Origin of the sequence: Nocardia iowensis (assembly GCF_019222765.1) — a bacterium.
GTDB classification, from domain to species: domain Bacteria; phylum Actinomycetota; class Actinomycetes; order Mycobacteriales; family Mycobacteriaceae; genus Nocardia; species Nocardia iowensis.
The window spans coordinates 7,113,170-7,134,071 of sequence record NZ_CP078145.1; the positions used below are offsets into that span (position 1 = coordinate 7,113,170).

A 20,902-nucleotide genomic window follows, 5' to 3' on the forward strand; every position below is an offset into this window, starting at 1 on the left:
GTCAGCCTTTCTCAGCTGCGCACGTAGCAGCTGCGGCAACCACCATCCAGATGTCCTCGGAGGCTGACGGAAAGCGTCCGCCGCTCCACGTTTCTCAGCCGGGTGGCACGTGCGACATCGGCATCACACAGGCGACGCCGAGTGGGAGCCGGAAGACTCCTGGCGTCAACCTTTCTCAGCTGTGCGTGTGGCGCCCGCGGAGGCGGCTACCACGCAGATGACGCCTGCCCATTGGGGGATATTCATGAATTGGCCGAGGACGAGGAGGCCGGCGAGGGCTGCGACGGCGGGTTCGAGGCTCATCAGGACGCCGAATACCCCGGGGTGGGATTCGGCGCAGTGCTTCGAGTTCGACCGAGTACGGGAGTACTGATGACAGCATCGCTACGCCGAATCCCACGGCGAGGACGGCGGGGTCGAGGAGGGAAACGCCTGCGTCGATGATGCCGACCGGCGCCATCAGCACGCCGCCGAATGCCATGGCGAGCGCGAGTCCACCGCCACCGGCGGTCTGCTCACCGAGAGCCGCGCTCAACAGGATGTACGCCGCCCACAATGCTCCCGCCGCCAGCGCGAGCAACACCCCGACCCATTCCACGTTGCCGTCGGCCTGGGTCAGCAGCACCACCCCGCCGCCGGCCAGCACCGCCCACACCGGGTCGATCCAGCGCCGCGATCCGGCCAACGCCACCGCGAGCGGACCGAGGAATTCGATCGTCACCGCCATCCCGAGCGGAATCCGGTCGATCGCCTCATAGAACGACAGATTCATCAAGGCGAGCACCGCGCCGTACGCCAGCACCACGGGCACCGCGCGCCGCCCGATCCGCAACGCGGACCGCCAGAACACCAGCAGCACAACCCCCGCGAACACCAACCGCAAGCTGACCGCCCCTGCCGCCCCGGTCGCCGAAAACAACTGCTTCGCCAGCGCCGCCCCCACCTGCACGCTGACAATCCCCGCCAGCACCAACGCCGTAGGCGGCACCCCACCGAGCCCGCGCTCCGCGACGGCCCGCCAAGCCACCCGAGCCCTGCCCCCACGCACCGACCGTTCGACATCGATCGCTACCACCGCTGAACCCTCCGTCCCACTCGAAATCCACCCCAGACAATCACGCCCCCACGACAGGAACCGCGCCCAACCCAGTCACCGAGCCTGGATTCCCCCACGACAGGAATCGCCCCCGTTCGGATGCACGCACGAATTAGCTCAACGCGCCGTCCTATCCAGCAATTCCGCGCGCAGCAAGACAAGACCTGCGCGGCAGTCAGCGCGCACCCTTGGCCGGGCCCACCACCGCACGGACGATGCGCCCCCAAACGGGGAACCGGCCAACGCCCCCGTTCAGATTGAACCAGCCCACCGAGGCAGGCTGACCCACTACTCGAAAAGCGTTGGTGGGTAGACGTTTCCGGCTCCGGCCAGCCACAAGCAGCTCACTCCGCAGGCGCGGCTTCAACCTCCACACAACCGTCCGACCGAACTTCATCGGGCGGCGTCGCCGCGATAATCCGCTCCAACGTGGCCCGGGCAGCTTCGAGATCCGCTATCGCACGCCCCATCCGGTCATGCTCCCGGTACAAATCGGGCAGCATGTCGGGGCAAGCTGGCGCCAGCCCCTGACCGGTATCGACCATGCACGGCAGCAGTTCGGCGATCGTCTGGGTGCCAAGTCCAGCCGCCAACAACGTGCGGATGTGTTGCACAGTTTGCGCATCCTGCTCGCGGTATTCGCGATACCCGCTCGGCCGACGCTCCGGCTTCAGCAGCTGCTGTTCCTCGTAATAGCGCAACAGCCGGACGCTGACGCCGGTTCGCCCGGATAAGTCTCCGATACGCACGTGTCCATCACCACACAGTCCCGAGGTTGAGTCTCACATTATGTGAGACTTTAGCGTCACCCTATGACAACAACCAGCTCCGTCACCGTCGTCGGCCTCGGACCGATGGGCACCGCTCTCGCCGAAACGCTACTCCGGCAGGGACATTCGCTGACGGTATGGAATCGAACACCGGAGAAGGCCGACGCCTTGGTCGCGCAGGGCGCCCACCGCGCGGCCGATATCACCGAAGCGCTATCCACCAGCGAAGTTACGGTCTTGTGCCTCAAGGACTATGACACCATCTACCGAATCTTCGACACCGATGCCCTGCACGGCAGCGTGCTGATCAATCTGAACTCCGGCACCCCAGCCGAGGCGCGCGCGGCAGCCAAGTGGGCGACGGAGGCCGGCGCCGACTATTTGGACGGCGCGATCATGGTGCCGCCCTTCCTCGTCGGCCATCCCGAATCCGTCTTCCTCTACAGCGGCTCCCGAGACGTCTTCGACAAGCACCAGGCGACACTCACCACCCTGGGCGACCCCCGCTACCTCGGCACCGACACCGGCTTGGCCGTCCTGTACAACACGGCATTGCTCGACCTCATGTACGCCACGATGAACGGCTTCCTGCACGCCGCAGCACTGGCGAGCTCGGCGGACGTCTCCGCGGAAACGTTCGCCGAGCTCGCCCTGGGCTGGTTCCTGCCCTTCGTGGTGACCCCATCTCTGGTCGAGCAGGCACCCGACCTGGACAAGGCCAACTACCCCGGCACCTACGGCACCATGGAGATGAATCTGAACGCACTCGACCACATCACCCGCACCAGCGTGGAGCAAGGCATCCACGCCGACCTGCCGCGGCTGATGAAGGCCTTCGGCGAACAAGCCACCACCGAGGGCTACGGCGCCAACAACTACCTGGCCGTCTTCGAGATTTTCAAGAAGCGGGCCAAGGCATGAAGACGGGCCTTATTTGCCCAGCGCCTTCTGGAGTTGGCTCTTGTTCATCTTCGAGCGCCCCTTGATGCCGCGCTGACGAGCCTCGTTGTAGAGCTGGTCGCGGGTCGGCCCCTTCGGCCCTTTACGGCCCGAACGCTGCCCGCCTCGGCTCTGCGGAGACTTGTCGCGGACCGAGGACCGGCTCGCGGTTTTGGACTCGCCGGATTGGGCGCGGTTCTTGTTCACGGTGCGGGCGGCGATCTCTTTCGCCCGCTTCGTACTCGCGCCCCGGTCCTGCGCCGAGTCCTTGATGTGCTCGTACTGCCGTTCTCGTTTGTCGCTCCACTCTTTCGGCATGTCACACCTCCTGCGCACCGAGTACCCAGGCATCGGTCGGCAAACCAAGCTTCGATTTTCAACTCAACGACGGCGCAGGCGGGCCCGCCGGACCTGGCCGTCGGCCGGTGACGGGCCCTGGCGTTCGCTGGCGAGGGCGAGCATGGCCAAGCCGGTGTCGCGGATCAGCATGTCGAGGTCGTCGACCAGGCGCGTGATGGTGTCACGGACCAGGGGCTCGGTGGTCGGGCTGAGGGCGTCGAGTACGTGGTGGAGCTGGAGGCCGACGTCGAAAAGGTGTCGGACCAGGCGATCGCTGGCCTCGGCGAACTGCGTGCTGCTGCCGGGCGATTCGAGGGATGGATCGGCGGTTCGGTGCGGGAGGCGCACGCGTGTCGGGCTGCCGGTATAACCGAGCCGCGCGGAGTCTGCCATGTCCTCCTCCTGGTCGTTGGTGGGATTCGACATCGCGTCCGAGCCACACTTCCGGACTCGAAGGAGTGCTTTTATTTTACGGACTCGCACCCAATTTTTGCCATCGGCGTCCATGCCCCGAAACGATCCGCAACTGGTGGAATGATGGAGGCATGCCCGCCCACCGCGCAGGCGAGACGCGTGAGCTGTCGGTAGAGGACTCCTTGGACTTGCTCCGCAGCGTTCGATTCGGCCGCATCGCGTTCTCCCGGCATGCTTTACCCACGATTCGACCTGTCCATCACACGATCGTCGATGGCTGCATTGTGATCGCGGCAGACCCGGCCATGATCCGCACCCTGCACAGACAGGTCGTCGCCTACGAGGTCGACACCATTGATCTGCAAACCCATCTCGGCCGCTGCGTGATCATCACCGGCGTCGCCGACACCGTCACCGAGCCGCAGGAACTCGCCCACTATCAGCGCGGAATGCAACCCGACGTCATTCTGGACAATCAGCTGATCGTGATCAATCCGGACATCATCACCGGCATCGAATACATCGATAGCGACAGTGCCTGATCCCGGCCCCGAAATGTCTTGTGCTTCGGTGACGGTGGTGTCGTTGTCTGCCCTGGGTGAACATCGTCCGGATCGGATCCGCGAGGTGTAAGACTCGTCGGTATGGCAGCAGAAGAGGATGGCGTCGTAGTCGATCTCGATGCGCGCCGCCGTAGCGAACCCCCGCGGGATCGGGTCGATGTGGCGTCGCCGCTGCTGCGCGCGGTCTATGGCGAAGTGCTGCGCGACGAGCGACGGGATCAGGACCGCACGCTGGCCGATGTCGCGGACGAGGTCGGCATGTCCAAACAGTATTTGTCCGAGATCGAGCGGGGACGCAAGGAAGCGTCCTCGGAGATGCTGCATTCGATCTGTGGTGCGCTGGGATTGCCGATCGAGTCGCTGCTTTTTCGGGGCGCTCGGAGACTGGGCGCTTTGCGGCAGCTGAGCCGCCGCCCGGTCTCCGAGGCGCGCGTCGAACTGCTGGCCGCCTAACGGTCCCGGGTGAAGATCAGTTCGTCGGCCAGGCCGTACGCCACCGCCTCCCGCGCGGTGAACACCCGGTCGCGGCTGGTGTCCTTGCGCAGCTGGGCCGCATCCTGACCGGTGTGCTTGCTGAGGATCTCCTCGGTCTCCGCCCGCACCCGCATCACCTCCGCCGCTTGCAGCGCCAGGTCCGAGATGGTGCCCTGACCTTGCGCCGACGGCTGATGCAGCAGCACCCGCGAATGGGAAAGGACGTACCGCCGCCCCGGCGTGCCCGCCGCCAACAGCACGGCCGCGCCCGAGACCGCCTGGCCCATGCAGTAGGTCTCGACCGGCGTGCGCAGGAATTGCATGGTGTCGTAGATCGCGAGCATCGCGGTGTTCGAACCACCCGGTGAATTGATGTACAGGCCGATCTCGCGATCCGGCGACTCCGATTCCAGGTGCAGCATCTGCGCCATCACGACGTTGGCGACGCCGTCATCGATCTCGGTGCCGAGAAAAATGATCCGATCGTTGAGCAATCGGCTGAACACGTCGAAGGAGCGCTCACCGTTCGGGGTGCGTTCGATGACATGGGGAATGGTGTACTGGGACATGGTCACAACCCCGCTCTGTGTGCGTTGGTGAAGGGCGCGATCTGGGCGAAATTGTCGGCGATCCGGTCCACGATCCCGTAGTCACGCGCCTGCTCCGGGGTGAACCAGCGGTCACGGTCGCTGTCGATGGAGATCTCCTCGAGCGTGTGGCCCGTCTCCGCCGCGAGAATCTGCTCCGACTGCAGCTTCATGTATTCCAGGTTTTCCGCCTGGATCGCGATGTCCATGGCCGTACCGCCGATGCCCGCGGACGGCTGGTGCATCATGATCCTGCTGTGCGCCAAGCTGATTCGCTTGCCCTTTGTGCCCGAGGCGAGCAGCACCTGTCCCATGCTGGCGGCGAATCCGACGGCGACGGTCACCACATCGTTGGGTATCAGTTTCATCGTGTCGTAGATGGCGAGCCCGGCCAGCACCGACCCGCCCGGCGAGTTGATGTAGAGGACGATGTCGCGCTTGTCGTCCTCGGTGGCCAGCAGCACCAGTTCGGTGCAGGCCCGTTCGGCCATCGCGTCATCGACCTCACCGGTCAGTTGGATCGTCCGATGGCGGAACAATCGATCGGCTAGTTGGCTTCGATAGTCCAAGTGCGGTGTTTGGATCATGCCTCTGGTCTACCGCCGAAAACCCGCCCGATGGCCCTGTGTCTGCCGACAGCAGACCCGTCGGGCTGCCCTGTGCGAGATCACGGACGTAATCCAGTGCGGCCCGCGTGGCGCCGAGCGGTACGCCGGGGATCACCCGGGCCAGCGTCTCGGGTTCGGCGAGTTTCCCTGTGCCGCTTCTGGGTTCGTAGAAATCGAACGAGTGATGCTCGGGAACGAAGAGCGAGGAACCCCGGCAGTTCGTCGGCGTCCACCAGTTCGTGCCGTTCGACGGGCGAGAATCCTTGTACCGCCCCATCTTTCGGTCAACAGGCGGCGAACCGCCGGGTAATCCTCTGGCTCGATCGCGCACCGAGACCTGCATGCCACCAGTATCCGCGCACAGCAGAAGGCCCGCCGACGCATTCCGCGTCAGCGGGCCTGGTGCGCTCGAGACCGTCAGGTCAGCGCACTACTTCTCGATACCCTCGAAGTCGAACAGGCCGCTCCAGGGGAGTTCGGCCTTCTTCACCCGGTCCGACCGGCCCGCCGCGGCGACGTAGTCGAACATGGGGATATCGGCCATGTCCTTGAACAGCAGGGTCTGCGCCTGTGCCACGATCTTGTAGGACTCCTCCAAGCTCGACGCGGCCAGCGCGGCATTCAGCAGGCCGTCGAACTCTTTGCTGTCGTAGGTGACACTGTTGGTTCCGGAGAAGCTGTAATACTGCGAGGTCAGGAACTGCAGCATCGTCGGGTAGTCACCCTGCCAGCCGTGCCGGAACGCCTTGCCGATCGTCTTGTTGGTGATCGCGTCCCTGATGGTCTTGAACGTCGGAACCGGTGCGCCGACGGCGTCGATACCCAGCGTGTTCTTGATGCTGTTCGCCGTGGCCTCGACCCAGCCCTGATGGCCGCCGTCGGAGTTGTAGGCGATCTCGTAACGACCCGACCACGGGGAGATGGCGTCGGCCTGGGCCCACAGCTTCTTGGCCTCCGCCGGGTTGTACTTCAGCAGCTCATTGCCGGGCAGGTCATCCCGATACCCGGGCAGCGTACGCGCGGTGAAGTCGAGCGATGGAATCCTGGTGCCGTGGAAGATGTTCTGGCAGATCTGCTCCCGGTTGATCGCCATCGAGATCGCCTTGCGCCGCAGCACTCCCTCTTCGCCGCTGAAGTGCGCAACGTTGGTCTGGATGCCGAGGGCCTGCTTGTACGCGATCGCCTTCTTGATCGCGCGATCGCCGAGATCCTGCTCGAAGGACGCGATCGCGCTTTCCGGAACGACATCGAGAGCGTCCAGGTTGCCAGCCTGTAGATCCGCGTAGGCCGTTTCGAAGGACTGGTACATCACGAACCGCAGACCCTTGTTCTTGGCCGGACGGCCACCCTTGTACTCGGGGTTGGGCACCATATCGATCTTGACGTTGTGCTCCCACGCGCCCGTGCGCGCGAACTTGTAGGGGCCGTTGCCGATCGGGTTCTCACCGAACGCCTTCATGTCCTTGAACGCCGCCTCGGGCAGCGGGTAGAACGGGGCGAATCCGAGGCCGACCTCGAAGTCGATCGATGGCTGCTTCAACGCCACGGTGAAGGTACGGTCATCGACCACCTTCAACCCCGACATCGTCTGCACCGCAGGCTTTTCCGCCTGCACGTCGTCGAACCCGATGATCGCCGCGAACACATAGTTCTGCAACTGCGCGTTGGTGGCGAGCGCACCGTAGTTCCAGGCGTCGACGAACGACTTCGCCGTCACCGGTGTGCCGTCGGAGAACTTCCAGTCCGGCTTGATGGTGATCTTGTAGTTCTTCCGGTCGGTGCTCTCGATCGACTCGGCCAGCTCGTTGTGCGCGACGCCGTTCGCGTCGTAGTACTTCAGACCCGCGAACAACCGGTCGACAACCCGGCCACCCATGTTCTCGTTGGTGTTGGTGGGCACCAACGGGTTCTGCGGCTCAGCGCCATTGACCGTGACGATGTCGGCGTCGGCACCGTCATCCGACGAACATGCGGTCAGCCCGAGGCTTGTGGCCATCAGCACTGCCGCGACCAGCGCACCAGCTCTTGTGAATCTCACGCGTTCTCCCGATTTCGAACAGGCACCGGGACCCACCGGAACACGAACAACCTCCCCGTGCCCCAAACCCGATCACCTTGGAATGTCCTCGGACACTAACCATTCCGGCGACGGTTGTCATGAGATCCACCGATCACCCGACCCGCAGCCGTCCACCGCGGGCGGCGATCGGCTATGCCCGACTCTCCAGCGTCTCCTTCACCTTGGCGATCGCGAAGCCCCACGCCTGGTCGAAGGTGGGTTTCGGGGGCACCGAGATCTCATCGGGGTTGGTGACGACATCGAGCAGCACCGGCCGGCGTTGCGCGAAGGCGTCCGCGACCGCCTGATCGAGATCGTCCGGATCGGTCACCCGCCGCGACTCCAGACCCATCGCGTGCGCGACGGCGGCCAGATCCGGGTTGTCGAGGACGGTGCCGAATTCGGGCAAGCCGCCCTCTTCCTGCTCGAGTTTGACCATGCCGAGCCGCCCGTTGTTGAACACCACCAGCGTGACCGGCAGGTCGTAGGTGACCGCCGTGCGCAGATCGCCGAGCAGCATCATCAGCCCGCCATCCCCGCAGAACGCGACCACCTGGCGGTCGCGGTCGAGAATCTGGGCCCCGAGGGCCTGCGGCATGGCGTTGGCCATGGAGCCGAAGTTGTACGAGCCGAGCAACCGGCGGGAGCCGCGCAGGCTGAGAAAACGGGACAGCCACACCGTGGACATACCGGTGTCCGAGGTGAAAATCGCGTCATCGGCGGCATGCGTGTTCACCGCGGCGGCAACCGCTTCCGGGCGAATCAGTTGGTCCGGGTTGTCCAGGTGGCGCCGGATTCGGCCGAGGAACTTGCGATCGTGCTTGGGCTCGGCCAGCCGCTGCTGGTTTTCGGTCCAGCGCTGGTACTCCGATTGCGCCTTCTTCAGATGCTTGTCGGACTTCTTGGCGTCCAGCTTCGAGAGGAGTTCGCGAAGCGAGGGGCCCGCGTGTCCGACGAGTGCGACGTCGACCGGTGTGCGGCGACCGATGTGGTCCAAGCGGGCGTCGAGTTGGATGACGGTCTTGCCGGTGGGATACCAGTCGCGGTAGGGGAAATCGGTACCGACCATGAACAGCACATCGCAGTCCTCGAGCGCCGAGTTGGCGGCGGGGTTCCCGATCAGTCCGGTCTGCCCGACCGCGTACGGATTGTCGTCCTCGAGTCCTTCCTTCGCCTTGATGGTGAGCACCATCGGCGCCGAAAGCTGCTCTGCCAGCCGCAATACCTCCTCCCGCGCTTCCCTGGCCCCGATGCCGACGAGCAGCGAGACCTTCTCCGCCTTGTTGAGCGTCGCCGCGGCCTGCGCGATCTCGGTCGAGCCGGGAACGATCGTGCGGTCCCGCGCGACGAACCGGGGCCGCACGTCGTTGTCCAGTTTCCGACCGCCGATGTCACCCGGAATGGTCAGCACCGAGACGCTCTGCCGGGACATCGCCGCGTTCACGGCCTGTTCGAGCAGGCGGGGCATCTGTTCGGGAGTGGTCACCGTCGCGGTGAACTCCGCGACGTCACGGAAGACCGCGTCGTTGTCGACTTCCTGGAAGTACTCGCTGCCCATCTCCGAGGTCGGCACCTGACCGCAGATCGCGAGCACCGGCGCGTGCGATTTCTTCGCGTCGTAGAGACCGCCGAGCAGATGGATCGAGCCGGGGCCAACGGTGCCCATGCACACCCCGATGGTGCCGGTGAGCTGGGCCTGAGCGCCCGCGGCGTAGGCGGCGACCTCCTCGTGGCGGACGCCGATCCACTCGATGCGATCCTCGCGGCGGATCGCATCGGTGATCGGGTTCAGTGCGTCGCCGACGACACCCCAGACATGGGTGACGCCCTCGTCCGCGAGCGCGGTGACGATCATTTCCGCAACTGTGGTCATTCTCGGCTCCTCCGCGTCATAGTCGCCCCCCGGGTGTCATGATCGGCCCAGCTCCGGCCGGAGTCATCGGGAAACTCGCCGACCGGTGACCAGGCCGACCAGGAACAACAGGACCACCGCACCACCGAGGCAGGTGAAGAAGCTGAACCACAGTCCGCCGCCCTCGACGTCGACATCGAACAGGCGCAGCAGGAAACCACCGAGTAGACCGCCGACGATGCCCACCACGATATTCAGCAGAATGCCCTGCTGAGCGTCCGTCTTCATGATCTTGCTGGCAATCCAGCCCGCAAGACCGCCGATGATGATCCAGCCGATGATCCCGAGACCCAGCATGATGTCCTCCTGACGTTGATCGATGGCACGCCGGAAAGTGCGTGCTTCGGCGGTCATACCCGCCTCCGAGCAGCCCAAGCAGCGCCGCGAGGTTAACCACATCGCAACCCGCCGTCCGTTTGTTCGGTCCGCCGCCGGGTAGCCGGTCCAGATGAGCAATCTCCGCCAGGGTCATGCGGAGCGGGATCTGGCCGATCTTGGGCCATGACTACGCGGAAAAGGAGTTCTCATGGTTGCCGAACCGCTGACCGATCTCGTCGCACGGGGAACTCCCGAGCGCATCTGGACCCGGTGGCGCCACCGTCGCCCGGAACTCTCCCTCACCGGCTGGCGGCATCTGATCGTCGTCGCGCCACATCCCGATGACGAGGTGCTCGGTGTCGGCGGACTGATCGCGCTGGCCCGCTCGCGGGACCTGCCGGTTACCGTCGTCACGGTGACTGACGGCGAAGCCTCCCATCCGGGCTCGCCGACTTGTTCGCCGACCCAGCTCGCCGATGTGCGGGTGGCGGAATCACGCCGGGCCGCCCAGGAATTGGGGGCCGAAGCACCGATTCGGCTCGGCTTCCGGGACGGCCGAGTGGCCACCGACGAGGCGGCCGTGACCGCCGCACTGTGCGACATCCTCACCGAGTGCGGCCACACCGGGGCCTGGTGCGCGACGACCTGGCGGCGCGACGGTCACCCCGACCACGAAGCCGTCGGCCGGGCTGCCGCGGCGGCCTGTGCGGGCACCGCGACCCGACTGCTCGAGTTCCCGGTGTGGATGTGGCACTGGGCAACTCCCGAACATCCTGTCGTCCCGGCCAGCCGCGCCCGGACATTGACATTGCCCGGCGCGGCGGTCGACGCCAAGTTGCGCGCCATCGCGCAATTCCGCAGCCAGATCCTGCCGATGTCGGAAGATCCCGCCGACCAGCCGATCCTGCCGCCGGAGGCGTTGGACCGGTTCACCGGCGCCTCAGAAACGTTCTTCGTATGAACGAGACCGGCTTGGCAGCAGGCTATTTCAACGATCTGTACGCCCGTGATACGGATCCGTGGGGCTTCACCACCCGCTGGTACGAGCAGCGCAAGCGAGCGCTCACCATGGCGGCCCTACCGCAGGCCCGCTACCACAGCGCATTCGAGCCCGGCTGTTCGACCGGTGCGCTCGCCGCGGAACTCACCGCCCGCTGCGATCGCCTGGTGTGCACCGATACCGCCGCCCAGGCGCTACACGCGGCGAGCCAGCGGATCGAACGACTGCCCGAATCCGCGCGCGGCGCAGTGGAATTCCACCGTTGGGGGCTCGGTGACGAATGGGCCGACGAGCATTTCGACCTGATCGTCTTCAGCGAGGTCTGTTACTGCCTCGAATCGGCAAGCCTGCGTAAGGCTTTCGAGCACGCCGTCGAGCACATCGAGCCTCGCGGCACGCTGCTCTGCGTGCACTGGCGCCGAAAGGTCCGCGAGTACCCGTTATCCGGCGATCACGTCCACGCGATCGCCCGCACCACCCCCGGCCTGTCGACGCTGTCGGGTTACCACGACGAGGACATGCTGCTCGATGTCTTCACAGCGGGCGAGCGCGAACCGCTCGCCGAGGCCGAATACCTCGAGTGACCTCGACTGAGCCCGCCCGCCAACTGCTCAGCCCTCGGTTCTCACATGAGTCTGCGCATGAAGTAGGTGTATTCGAGGGCACTGGTCCGGGCCTTTTCGTCGATATTGGTACCGGACCCATGGCCGCCTTGGTCGGCCTCGTAGAAGAGATACGGGGTGCCGAGTTCGGCTAGGCGAGCCGCGAACTTGCGGGCATGCTGCGGGCCGACCCGGTCGTCCTTGGTGGAAGTCCAGATGAACGGTTCCGGGTACGGCACTCCCGACCGCAATTGCCGGTAGGGCGAAATGGATTCGAGGAAGGCGCGCTGGGCGGGGTCCGCGACGGTGCCGTACTCACCGACCCAGGACGCGCCCGCGGCAATCTGCTCGTAGCGCATCATGTCGAGCAGCGGCACCTGGATGCCGACCGCGTTCCACAGCTCCGGATGTTGCGTGAGTTCGACGCCCATCAGCAGGCCGCCGTTCGAGCCGCCGAGGATGCCGAGACGCTGCGGCGTGGTGATGTCACGGGCGATCAGATCCTTACCGACAGCGGCGAAATCATCGAAGGCGCGTTGCCGGTTGGTAGTGAGTGCGGCCTCGTGCCAGGCCGGGCCGAATTCGCCACCCCCGCGAATATTCGCCACGACGAAAGCGCCGCCGCGCTCCAGCCACCGCCTGCCGAGCAGGCCGTCGTAGCTGGGCGTTTGGGACAGGCCGAAGCCGCCGTAGGCATGCAGGATCGTCGGGGTGGTGCCGTCGAGTTTCATGTCCGCGGCGTGCACGATGAAGTACGGCACCTGGGTGCCGTCGGGTGATGCCGCCTTGTGCTGCTCTACTACGTACCGGGACGAATCGAACCGTGGCGGCGTGGTTTTCACCGGCTGCACGCGGCCGGTGCCGGTGTCCAGGCTCCAGAGAGTGGTCGGTTCCAGAAACGAAGTGACCGACAGGTAGGCGACGCTGCCCTGCGGATCGGCGTCCACGGTGTCGATGGTGGCATTGTCCGGCAACGGCACCGGCGCACCCGACCAGGAACCGTCCGGCTGCGGGGTGTAGACGGTGGCGCGTCCGCGCACGTCGTTCAGGGAGGTGACGACGATCCGATCGCGGGTCGCCAGCACACCCTCCAGGGTCTCCGTGGGGCCGGGCAGGTAGATGGGGGTGGCGCGCAGCCGTTGCGGATTCTTGATCACCTCGTCGGCGTTCAGCGAAACCAGTGATCCAGCGCGGAATGTCGCGCCCTCGGTGGTCCAGTCCTGCCGGAGCGACACCAAGAGGTGGTTACCGACGAGACCCGCCAGATCCGACTTCGGCGGCAATTCCAGCCTGGCCGTGCCGGACCCGGTGAGCAGGCTGAATTGACGTTCGAAGAAGGAAGGGCCGCGCTGCACGACGTTCAGCCTGAGTGCTTTTCCGTCCTCCAGCAGCAGCGGTTGGGTGCCGAGACCGTCCGACTTGTCGCCGCGGGTGATTTCCACTGCTTCCGTGAGTGGTTGGCCGCGCCGCACCTGCTTGACGATGAACGGGTAACCCGAGGTCGTCGTCTCCCCCGACTGCCACTCCCGCGATACCAGCACCGTGTTGTCGTCCACCCAGGCGACGCTCTGCTTACTGCGCGGAAGAACGAACCCGTCGGTCACGAATTCCTTGGTGGCCACGTCGAATTCGCGCAGCGTCACGGCGTCCTCGCCGCCTTCCGACAGGGAGACCAGGCACCGCTTCCGGGTGACCGGATCGCAGTCGACGCCCTTCCAGACCCAATTCTTCTGCTCGGCCTCCGCCAACGCGTCCAGGTCCAGCAGCTTGGACCAATTCGGTTGTGGCGACTCGTAATCGGCGACCGAGGTGGTCCGCCAGATCCCGCGCGGGTGGTCTGGACCTTGCCAGAAGTTCTCGATCGCGCCGTTGGCGAACCTCGGCATGGGGATGCGATCGGGCGCGTTCCCGAGTTCCTTGGCCGCGGCCAGGTTGTCGGCATACCGAGGATCCTGCTCCAGGACGCGGAGCGTCTTGTCGTTCTCCGCGGCGACCCACGCTTTGGCTCGTGGACTGTCGAGTTCCTCGAGCCACTGGAACGGATCGTCCTGAGCCGCCTCGTGCCCGCATGCCGCGATCATCACCGCGGCGAGCGCCACCGCCCCGGCTCGCCACCAGCCACGCACGCCAACACCGCTCATGTATCCCCCTCGGAACAACACGTCGTCGCATCGATCGAGCCGTCACCGGAAGCCTACCGAAACGTCCCAGGTGGCCACCGCGACGCCGCGCAGGTCAGATGACCGGCGTAGCCGCTGGGTCAGCGGCGCAGTCGATCACCTGACCCGACGACGACTACGCGACGGCGAAGCGGAGCAGTGCCTGCTTGTCGCCCTGCTTGATCTTGCCCTTGCGGTTCAGGACTTCCAGCTGCCAGGCGGAACCGGAGCGGAAGGCGCGGGCCACGGCGTTGGCGTTGTCCGCGCCGAGCAGCGACGGCCAGATGTCGGCGACCTGCTGGCTGGTGCCGCCGCTGGCGTCGTAGACCTTGAAACTGATGTTGTTCGCCTTTTCGAAGGACGAGCCCTTCTTGAAGGCGGCGGCGACGAACACGATCGCGTCGATGCCGCCGGGCACATCGGCGAAGGTGACGTGGACGGTCTCGTCGTCGCCGGTGGCGGCGCCGGTCTGTTCGTCACCGCTGTGCAGGACGGAGCCGTTACCCAGCGGGTCCAGCGAGTCGAGCCCGGCGAAACGGACCGGCTCGGCGCCTTGCATCAGGATGGCGATCAGGTCCAGGTCGACGCCGCGCTTGCGGCGGGCCCAGCCGAGTGCGCCGCCGCTGGCCCCCGCCGAAGGATCCCAGCTCACCCCGACACTCAGTTTGGTGACGCCTGCGAGATCCGCGGCGCCGTCTTCTTTTTTGAGCGTGATCATGGGTTCAGGTTAGCGGTGGTTTCTTAATTCCAAGCGCCAGAGACATTCTCGCCGAACCCATGGACAAGGGCGGCGAAATACTCTGATAGCTAACAGCTCTCAATGCAGGGTTAGGCGCTGGAGGTGGCCTTGGACAGGAGTCGATGCGGCTGGCGTTGTTCCCTGGCGGAGAGTCGGCTCAGCGGCAGGTGCCGTCTCGGCCTGTTCGACGCCCGGCGGGCCCGATTTCGGGGCTCGACCTGGCAACTTGCCAATCGCCTTGGCCGACTGGCTATTTACAAAGGCGGCCGGTGCGGGGTTCGGTGTGAGGCATGGCCGATCCGCTCAAAGAACAAGAAGTCGCGGCACACGCGTTGGCACTGGTGCACCAGGCGGCGGGACCGTATCTGGACAGTTTGCCGGAACGGCTGGTGCACGACGCCAACTACGATCCACTCATCGACGACCTCGCCGGTCCGCTGCCCGAGCAGGGTGGCGGCACGCTGGCCGCGGTCGAGGAACTGCTCGCGGTCGGGACGCGGGCGGCGGTGCACACGTCCGGGCCCCGGTTCTTCCATCTCGTGGTGGGCGGGGCGACACCGGCGGCGATGGCCGGGGACTGGATTACCGCACTGCTGGACCAGAACTCGGGGCTGTGGGTCACCTCCCCGCTGGCATCGCGCGTCGAAACCGTAGTGCTCGGGTGGCTCAAGGATCTCTTCGGCCTGCCGCCGGAGTTCGGCGGGGTACTCACGCCCAGCGCCACTTTCGCGAATCTGACCGGGCTGGCGGCGGCGCGCTACTGGTGGGCCGACCGGCACGGGGTGGACGTGGTCTCCGATGGTTTGGCGGGATTGCCGCAGATGCCGGTGCTGACCAGTGGACTGGTGCACGCCAGCACCCGCAAGGCATTGCAGATACTCGGCTGCGGCCGAGATACGGTGCGCACCTTCGTCCGCGACGATGCCGGGCAGCTCGATCTTGCGGCATTGGAGCGGGCGCTGGTCGCGCTCGATGGTGCGCCCGCGGTGCTCGTCGGCAACCTCGGCGAGGTGAATACCGGCAACTCCGACCCCATCAGCGACCTGGCCGACCTGGCCGAGAGGTACCGCGCATGGCTGCACGTCGACGGGGCGTTCGGACTGTTCGCGGCACTGTCGCCGCGCACGGCGCACCTCGCCCGCGGTGTCGAGCGGGCGGACTCGATCACCGCCGACGGGCACAAATGGCTGAATGTTCCACAGGAGAGCGGGTTTTCGTTCGTCAAAGACAACTCGTTGCTGGGCAAGACATTCGGCGGCTGGGGCGCCGCCTACCTACCGACGCTCGATGACGAGCAGATCAGCTACAACATGCACGGGCCCGAATCATCGCGCCGGGCACGGGCATTCCCCATTTGGGCAACATTGCGTGCTTACGGCCGGGCGGGCTACCGGGAGATGGTTGAACGTCACCTCGACGTGGCCGCCCACCTCGGCCGGGTCGTCGACGAAGCACCCGACTTCGAGCTACTGGCACCGGTGCAGTTGTGCGTCACCTGCTTCCGTTACCGCCCGCCGGGCGTTCCGGAACCAGCGTTGAACGCCCTCAATGCGCGGCTCGGCGAGGCGATCCTTACCGACGGACGGGTCTACGTCGGGACCACCACGTATCGAGGCATGACCGCCCTGCGCCCGACCTTCGTGAATTGGCGCATCACGGAGCCCGAGGCCGATCTGCTTGTCCAAGTCATTCGAGAGATCGGCCCCGGGCTCTGTAATTATTCAGGTGAGGAACCGCAGTGACGAGGGTTCGCCGGAGCGCATGGCCGCCGTGTGCGCTGCGACGTTGAGCCCGTCACTCAATGTCGCGCCCTCGTCCAGCTTCGCGATGAGGCTCGCTTCGGCTTCCTTGATGCTCGCGGCGGCATCGAGCAACGCCTCGATCCGATCGGGATCGACGACGACGATGCCTTCCTCGTCGGCCAGGATCAGGTCACCGGGAGCCACCTCGACACCGCCGCAGGTTACCGGTATCTGCAGTTCGCCGAGCTGGGATGTGGTGCCCGCCATGGGCGTAACGAATCGACTGTAGATCGGCAGCTCGCAGCTCCGGACATACCCGATGTCGCGATACCCGCCGTCGACAATGATGCCGCCCAGCTGCCGGGCGAGCGCGCCACGCGCGAACAGCTCACCAGCGAAAGCGATTTCGCTCCCACCACCGTCGACGACGATCACATCGCCGGGCGAAGCGCTCTCGATGGCCCGCAGCACCGCGAAGAAGTCGTCGCGACACCGAACAGTGAACGCGGGCCCCACAATCCTGCCCACGGCCGATCGCAGCCGAATCCCATTGTCCAACACCCGCATCGCCTTATCGGCATCACAGAGCGCCGTCGTGTCGACATTGCCAAACTTAGCGACAAGTTGATCGGCCAGCATCAACACCGCCCTTCAAGGTCCGGAATCAGTCGCCTCGACTGTACTTTCCCGACCGATGCCGATCCGCAACCGACGGCGCGCATGCATCCGCCCCAACCTGCCGCCGCTGCGGGGGCGACCGGCCGTAGCACCCCTCGCCAGCTGGCAATCCCACCCCGCCCCCGAGCCCGGCACCCCATGCGAACCGGGCGCTCAGGGGGTGGTTGTGTCGTCGCTGCTCTCGGCAGCTGGGCCGAGGGCGTAGACGTGGCGCCAGTGCTCCATCGAGCGGACCAGGTCTTCGCTGACGCGAAGGAGGAACTGGGCCATGTTCGCCAGCCGGGTCCCGGCGGGCGTGGTGGCGCCGAGCCGCTGTGCACCGTCCATGCAGGCGGCGGCGATTCGGATATCGACGCGCGAGCCGGCCATGATGGTCTGATACCAGAGCTCATCGTCGATGACGTAGCGGTCCGCGCGGCCTCGCGGGTCGCGTTCGCGCCGCAGGAGCACCTGCCCCTCCAGGTACCCCACCGCCTTGGAGATCGAGGCCGGGCTGACGCGCAGGCGCCGCACGAGTTCCGCCGAGGTGAGACTGCCGCTGTCCGTGGTGAAGAGTGCGGCCAGCACCCGGGCCGTCATGCGCGGCAGCCCTGCTTCGATGAGTAGGTCCGTGGTCTGCGCGGCAACCTGCTCCACGACCCGTGGATCGCGACCACCGGGCTCGGCGCTCCCGGCCCCCGGCGTCGGTGCAGCGTCGCGGCGCTTACGCGGGTACCGGGTGCTCGCCTGGTGGGCCTGCTCGGCGCGATAGCGGTTCGGGCCGCCGTTGCGCATCACCTCACGGGTGACGGTCGAGGTCGGTCGCCCGAGCCTGCGGCCGATCGCGGCGTAGGTCAGGCCGTCGCGCAGGCCTACGGCGATCTGTCGCCGATCCTGTTCGGTCAATCGTGCGCCGGGCATAGGTTCCTCAACTGTCGGACTCGGCAACAGCTTAATGCAACGAAGCCGTTGCATTAGGTGGCATCTGCGGTGCAACGAAATATGCTCGCCCAGCAGCGAATTCGCATGACAGTGTGCATAAGTTTGATTGAAGCGTTCCTGAATGCAACGTTACTTTTGTCATGTCGGAAATATTTCCCAGAGTAAGGACGAATCGACATGACCCACACCGGTATTCAGCAGATACTCGACGGCGCGGTGGCCACGTACCACGTGCCCGGCATCGTCGCCGAGGTAGTGCGCGGTGAACAGACCTGGTTCGGCTCCGCAGGCGTGGCCGACCGCGCGACCGGCGCCCCGCGTAAGCCGGGGGAGCACGTGCACACCGGCAGCGCGGGTAAGGCATTCACGGCCGCCACGCTGCTGGCCCTCGAAGCCCAGGGCGTCCTGAGCATCGACGACACCGTCGAGAAGTGGCTCCCCGGCGTGCTGAATGTCAACGGCTACGACGGCAACACGATCACCATCAGGCACCTGCTCAGCAACACCAGTGGCCTCTTCGTCACCGGCCTCGCACCGGAAGTGAGCTACCGCTATGCGACGCGGTCCTCCTTCGACGAGCACCGCCTCGACGAGTTCACCACCGAAGAGCTACTGCGGCTTGCGGTTTCGCAGCCGCCGATCGGTGCGCCGGGCGAGCGCTTCGCGTACTCCAACGGCGGCTTCTTCGTTGCCGGGGCAATCATCGAGAAAGTCACCGGCAACAGCTACGCCGCGGAAGTCGATCACCGAGTCGTCCAGCCGCTCGGCCTGACCGGCACCTACGTGCGCCCCACCGACCACACCGGATACCCCGAACCGCACCCGAGGGCGTACTCGACCCTGTTCTTCAAGGAAGGCGCGGACCCGGCCGCGGTCACCCCGGAGAACTGGGAATCGATGATGGAAGATCCCGGCCTCGAACCGCTCGACGTCACCGAGTTCAAGACCTCAGGCGGGTTTTCGGCAGGCAACGTCGTCTCGACCACCGGCGACATGATTCGGTTCATCGACGCACTGGCTACCGGCAGCCTGCTGCCGCCGGACCAGCATCGGCAGATGTGGACCACGGTCTCCACCGAAGGTGGTCACTGGATGCCGCATGCCCGTTACGGTCTCGGCCTTTTCGAGTTGGACAAGGCGGTCACCGAGGGCAGGACGCTGCGCGGCGTCGGCGGCAGCCTCTGGGGCTCCTGGTTCTTCGCGGTGACCGACCCGGCCGACCGGCACACACTCGCTGTGCACACCAATACGGAATGGAAGTCCTGGAACCTCATGTTCGAGCTCCTCGAGGCGGAGTTCGGCGTCGCCATCGGCTCGTAAAGGATCTCCGAGGCAGGCGAGAACCCAGCTGCGCGTTGGGTTCTCGCAGGAAAAACGGTGCGTCGGCAGCCGTTCGACAGGCCTTACGTCTCCGACAGGATGTGGGCCAACCGCTTGGCCTCGGCGGCCAGGCCGGGCGGGTTGGTGGCGATGAACATGGAATCGGCGGCCAAATTGCCCAACACATGCCACGTCGGGTCCGAGCGACCGCACACCAGCAGGGCTCGGGTGTCGCGGTCGACGGCCAGGCCACCCCTCGAATGGAGTTCGGCGGCACCGGCTGCCAGCAGCGCGCTCACCAGCGGTCCGGCGTCGGTTGGCGTCGTGTACGCGGGCGGGTTGACGGCATTGACGACCACATCGGCAGCCCAGTCGGTCTCGTCGACAATCGTGAAGCCGCCGCTGGGTCGCGCCTCGATCTTCGTCACCCCGGACCGCAGCCGTAGTTGTCCCGAATCCAGCAGGCTCAGTATGATTTTCGCGTTGTGCGGCACCATCGGCGAGCTGAGGCTGTTGATGGTGCGGAAGCGCCGCTCCCGCAATCGGGTTCGATCGGAGTCGGACAGCAGCGGCCAGGCCAGCGGTCCGACCACGCGAATGGCCATGGCGAGTAGTCGCGATCCATGATGCGGGGAATCGACCTCCGCCAGTTGCCGTCGTAGCCGGTCGACGGGTGGTTCGGATTCGGTGGCCAGGATTTCGGCGGCGAAGGTATCGAAACCTTGGCCCAGGTCGGCGAGTTCGGCGCGCATCAGGGTGACGAGATGGTTGAAGGTGAGACCCCCGTCGGTCGCCGCAGCGAGGATCGCATCGGGTGTGAGATGTCGCGGCTCCAGTCGGACCGGGCGCTTCTGCACGAATGGCAATGTCCCACTGCGGGATACGAAACTGATCGGGCCGGTGTGCCCGTTTGCCGCCAATGCGGCAGCGATATCGACTGCGGTCAACCCACTACCGATCAACCCCACATGCGCCTCCCGCGAGATGTCGGCGAGTGTGTGCGCCAGGGGGTAGGGCTCGTTGACATACCCGGGTGCGCCGGTCAGACCATAATGGTCGCGGGGGCGGCCGTTCCCGACCGCCAGTACCGCGCGATCCACCGGCACCTGGCCTCCGTCCTCGGTGTGCAGCACCGCGCCGTCGACCGAATGCGCGCCGCCATCCTCCGCGTATTCGCACCGCGAGAACCCGGTGACGCGGGCGTTGACGATACTCACCCGCCAACCGGCCCTACGTAATTCACCGATGGCGGCTCGCGCCGTGTCCTCGAGATATTCGCCGTAGCGCGCACGCGGCACCAGTATCTGCCCCAGCGCTTCGTCGCGATACCCCGCTACGTCGGTACGTGACGCCAACCACCGCTGGTAGTGCGTCGGGTCCCCGGCGCGAATCGACATGATCATCGGCGGCGCATTCACCCGCACCGCCTCGATATCCGGCTGATACGGCCGACCTCGCCACACAGCGGGCGAGCCATCGAAAACCGTAATGGTTCCCGGCTTTCCGCCCGCCGCCGCGAGTGCGTCGAGCAGTCCGACTCCGGCCGCTCCGGCCCCAACGATTCCGATACGCATGGCACAGCTCCTTCCGAGCACCGTCTGGTACGTTGACCAGCGTCATCGGCTTCGGCTCCCCGTCCTATCCCCCGAATGAGGGGAATTT

21 protein-coding genes are annotated in these 20,902 nt (G+C 65.8%); 7 read left to right on the forward strand and 14 right to left on the reverse strand.

The window, feature by feature from the left end; translation table 11 throughout:
* Nucleotides 1–175: 175 nt before the first annotated feature.
* Both KV110_RS32690 and KV110_RS32695 read right to left on the reverse strand, forming a co-directional pair.
* Nucleotides 176–1,075 carry an EamA family transporter gene (locus KV110_RS32690; protein WP_246634133.1) on the reverse strand — a complete coding sequence of 300 codons (900 nt, stop codon included), beginning with the start codon at nt 1,073–1,075 and terminating at the stop codon, nt 176–178.
* Nucleotides 1,076–1,440: 365 nt separating this feature from the next.
* Nucleotides 1,441–1,845, reverse strand: coding sequence for a MerR family transcriptional regulator (locus KV110_RS32695; protein ID WP_218471018.1), 405 nt, complete (start codon nt 1,843–1,845; stop codon nt 1,441–1,443).
* 63 nt (nt 1,846–1,908) lie between these two features.
* On the opposite strand from KV110_RS32695, the gene KV110_RS32700 reads away from it, so the two are divergent.
* Nucleotides 1,909–2,787, forward strand: coding sequence for an NAD(P)-dependent oxidoreductase (locus tag KV110_RS32700; RefSeq protein ID WP_218471019.1), 879 nt, complete (start codon nt 1,909–1,911; stop codon nt 2,785–2,787).
* A 9-nt stretch (nt 2,788–2,796) separates the two neighbouring features.
* Here the strand turns inward: KV110_RS32700 and KV110_RS32705 are convergent, their stop codons facing one another.
* Both KV110_RS32705 and KV110_RS32710 read right to left on the reverse strand, forming a co-directional pair.
* A complete protein-coding gene (locus KV110_RS32705) occupies nt 2,797–3,123 on the reverse strand; it encodes a plasmid stabilization protein (RefSeq protein WP_218471020.1) in 327 nt (108 codons plus the stop codon).
* 63 nt (nt 3,124–3,186) lie between these two features.
* Nucleotides 3,187–3,537 carry a hypothetical protein gene (locus tag KV110_RS32710; protein ID WP_218471021.1) on the reverse strand — a complete coding sequence of 117 codons (351 nt, stop codon included), beginning with the start codon at nt 3,535–3,537 and terminating at the stop codon, nt 3,187–3,189.
* A 152-nt stretch (nt 3,538–3,689) separates the two neighbouring features.
* Here KV110_RS32710 and KV110_RS32715 point away from each other — a divergent pair, with 152 nt between their 5' ends.
* The gene (locus KV110_RS32715; protein ID WP_218471022.1) at nt 3,690–4,100 is read left to right on the forward strand and encodes a pyridoxamine 5'-phosphate oxidase family protein; all 411 of its coding nucleotides are present in this window, start codon (nt 3,690–3,692) and stop codon (nt 4,098–4,100) included.
* A 102-nt stretch (nt 4,101–4,202) separates the two neighbouring features.
* Nucleotides 4,203–4,574, forward strand: a complete 372-nt coding sequence (locus tag KV110_RS32720) for a helix-turn-helix domain-containing protein (RefSeq protein WP_218471023.1) — start codon at nt 4,203–4,205, stop codon at nt 4,572–4,574.
* On the opposite strand, the gene KV110_RS32725 is transcribed toward KV110_RS32720, so the two are convergent.
* From KV110_RS32725 to KV110_RS32745, 5 genes are all read right to left on the reverse strand, one after another.
* Nucleotides 4,571–5,164: a ClpP family protease gene (locus tag KV110_RS32725; protein ID WP_218471024.1), complete on the reverse strand. Its 594-nt coding sequence runs from the start codon at nt 5,162–5,164 to the stop codon at nt 4,571–4,573. The two genes, KV110_RS32720 and KV110_RS32725, sit on opposite strands and share 4 nt — an antisense overlap.
* A 2-nt stretch (nt 5,165–5,166) precedes the next feature.
* Entirely contained in the window at nt 5,167–5,769 is a 603-nt protein-coding gene (locus tag KV110_RS32730) for a ClpP family protease (protein ID WP_218471025.1), read from the reverse strand.
* A 451-nt stretch (nt 5,770–6,220) separates the two neighbouring features.
* A complete protein-coding gene (locus KV110_RS32735; RefSeq protein WP_218479189.1) occupies nt 6,221–7,786 on the reverse strand; it encodes a peptide ABC transporter substrate-binding protein in 1,566 nt (521 codons plus the stop codon).
* A 214-nt stretch (nt 7,787–8,000) separates the two neighbouring features.
* On the reverse strand, nt 8,001–9,722 hold the full coding sequence (locus KV110_RS32740; protein WP_218471026.1) for a thiamine pyrophosphate-dependent enzyme: 1,722 nt from the start codon (nt 9,720–9,722) through the stop codon (nt 8,001–8,003).
* Between the two features lie 63 nt (nt 9,723–9,785).
* Nucleotides 9,786–10,058 carry a GlsB/YeaQ/YmgE family stress response membrane protein gene (locus KV110_RS32745; RefSeq protein WP_218479190.1) on the reverse strand — a complete coding sequence of 91 codons (273 nt, stop codon included), beginning with the start codon at nt 10,056–10,058 and terminating at the stop codon, nt 9,786–9,788.
* A gap of 229 nt (nt 10,059–10,287) precedes the next feature.
* On the opposite strand from KV110_RS32745, the gene KV110_RS32750 reads away from it, so the two are divergent.
* Entirely contained in the window at nt 10,288–11,040 is a 753-nt protein-coding gene (locus KV110_RS32750) for a PIG-L deacetylase family protein (protein ID WP_218471027.1), read from the forward strand.
* The gene (locus KV110_RS32755) at nt 11,037–11,663 is read left to right on the forward strand and encodes an SAM-dependent methyltransferase (RefSeq protein ID WP_218471028.1); all 627 of its coding nucleotides are present in this window, start codon (nt 11,037–11,039) and stop codon (nt 11,661–11,663) included. The genes KV110_RS32750 and KV110_RS32755 overlap by 4 nt, the downstream gene beginning before the upstream one ends.
* Nucleotides 11,664–11,704: 41 nt before the next feature.
* On the opposite strand, the gene KV110_RS32760 is transcribed toward KV110_RS32755, so the two are convergent.
* Nucleotides 11,705–13,822 carry a prolyl oligopeptidase family serine peptidase gene (locus tag KV110_RS32760; protein ID WP_218471029.1) on the reverse strand — a complete coding sequence of 706 codons (2,118 nt, stop codon included), beginning with the start codon at nt 13,820–13,822 and terminating at the stop codon, nt 11,705–11,707.
* Between the two features lie 154 nt (nt 13,823–13,976).
* A complete protein-coding gene (locus KV110_RS32765; protein ID WP_218471030.1) occupies nt 13,977–14,558 on the reverse strand; it encodes a TerD family protein in 582 nt (193 codons plus the stop codon).
* 311 nt (nt 14,559–14,869) lie between these two features.
* Here KV110_RS32765 and KV110_RS32770 point away from each other — a divergent pair, with 311 nt between their 5' ends.
* Nucleotides 14,870–16,321 carry a pyridoxal phosphate-dependent decarboxylase family protein gene (locus tag KV110_RS32770; RefSeq protein ID WP_218471031.1) on the forward strand — a complete coding sequence of 484 codons (1,452 nt, stop codon included), beginning with the start codon at nt 14,870–14,872 and terminating at the stop codon, nt 16,319–16,321.
* Here the strand turns inward: KV110_RS32770 and KV110_RS32775 are convergent.
* Together KV110_RS32775 and KV110_RS32780 are read right to left on the reverse strand one after the other, a co-directional pair.
* Nucleotides 16,301–16,960: an RraA family protein gene (locus tag KV110_RS32775; protein ID WP_218471032.1), complete on the reverse strand. Its 660-nt coding sequence runs from the start codon at nt 16,958–16,960 to the stop codon at nt 16,301–16,303. The two genes, KV110_RS32770 and KV110_RS32775, sit on opposite strands and share 21 nt — an antisense overlap.
* 192 nt (nt 16,961–17,152) lie before the next feature.
* Nucleotides 17,153–17,899 (reverse strand): GbsR/MarR family transcriptional regulator, encoded by a 747-nt coding sequence (locus KV110_RS32780; protein WP_218471033.1) that lies wholly within the window; start codon nt 17,897–17,899, stop codon nt 17,153–17,155.
* A 198-nt stretch (nt 17,900–18,097) separates the two neighbouring features.
* On the opposite strand from KV110_RS32780, the gene KV110_RS32785 reads away from it, so the two are divergent.
* On the forward strand, nt 18,098–19,240 hold the full coding sequence (locus KV110_RS32785) for a serine hydrolase domain-containing protein (RefSeq protein WP_218471034.1): 1,143 nt from the start codon (nt 18,098–18,100) through the stop codon (nt 19,238–19,240).
* 83 nt (nt 19,241–19,323) lie between these two features.
* On the opposite strand, the gene KV110_RS32790 is transcribed toward KV110_RS32785, so the two are convergent.
* A complete protein-coding gene (locus KV110_RS32790) occupies nt 19,324–20,814 on the reverse strand; it encodes an FAD/NAD(P)-binding protein (RefSeq protein WP_218471035.1) in 1,491 nt (496 codons plus the stop codon).
* Nucleotides 20,815–20,902: the final 88 nt, after the last annotated feature.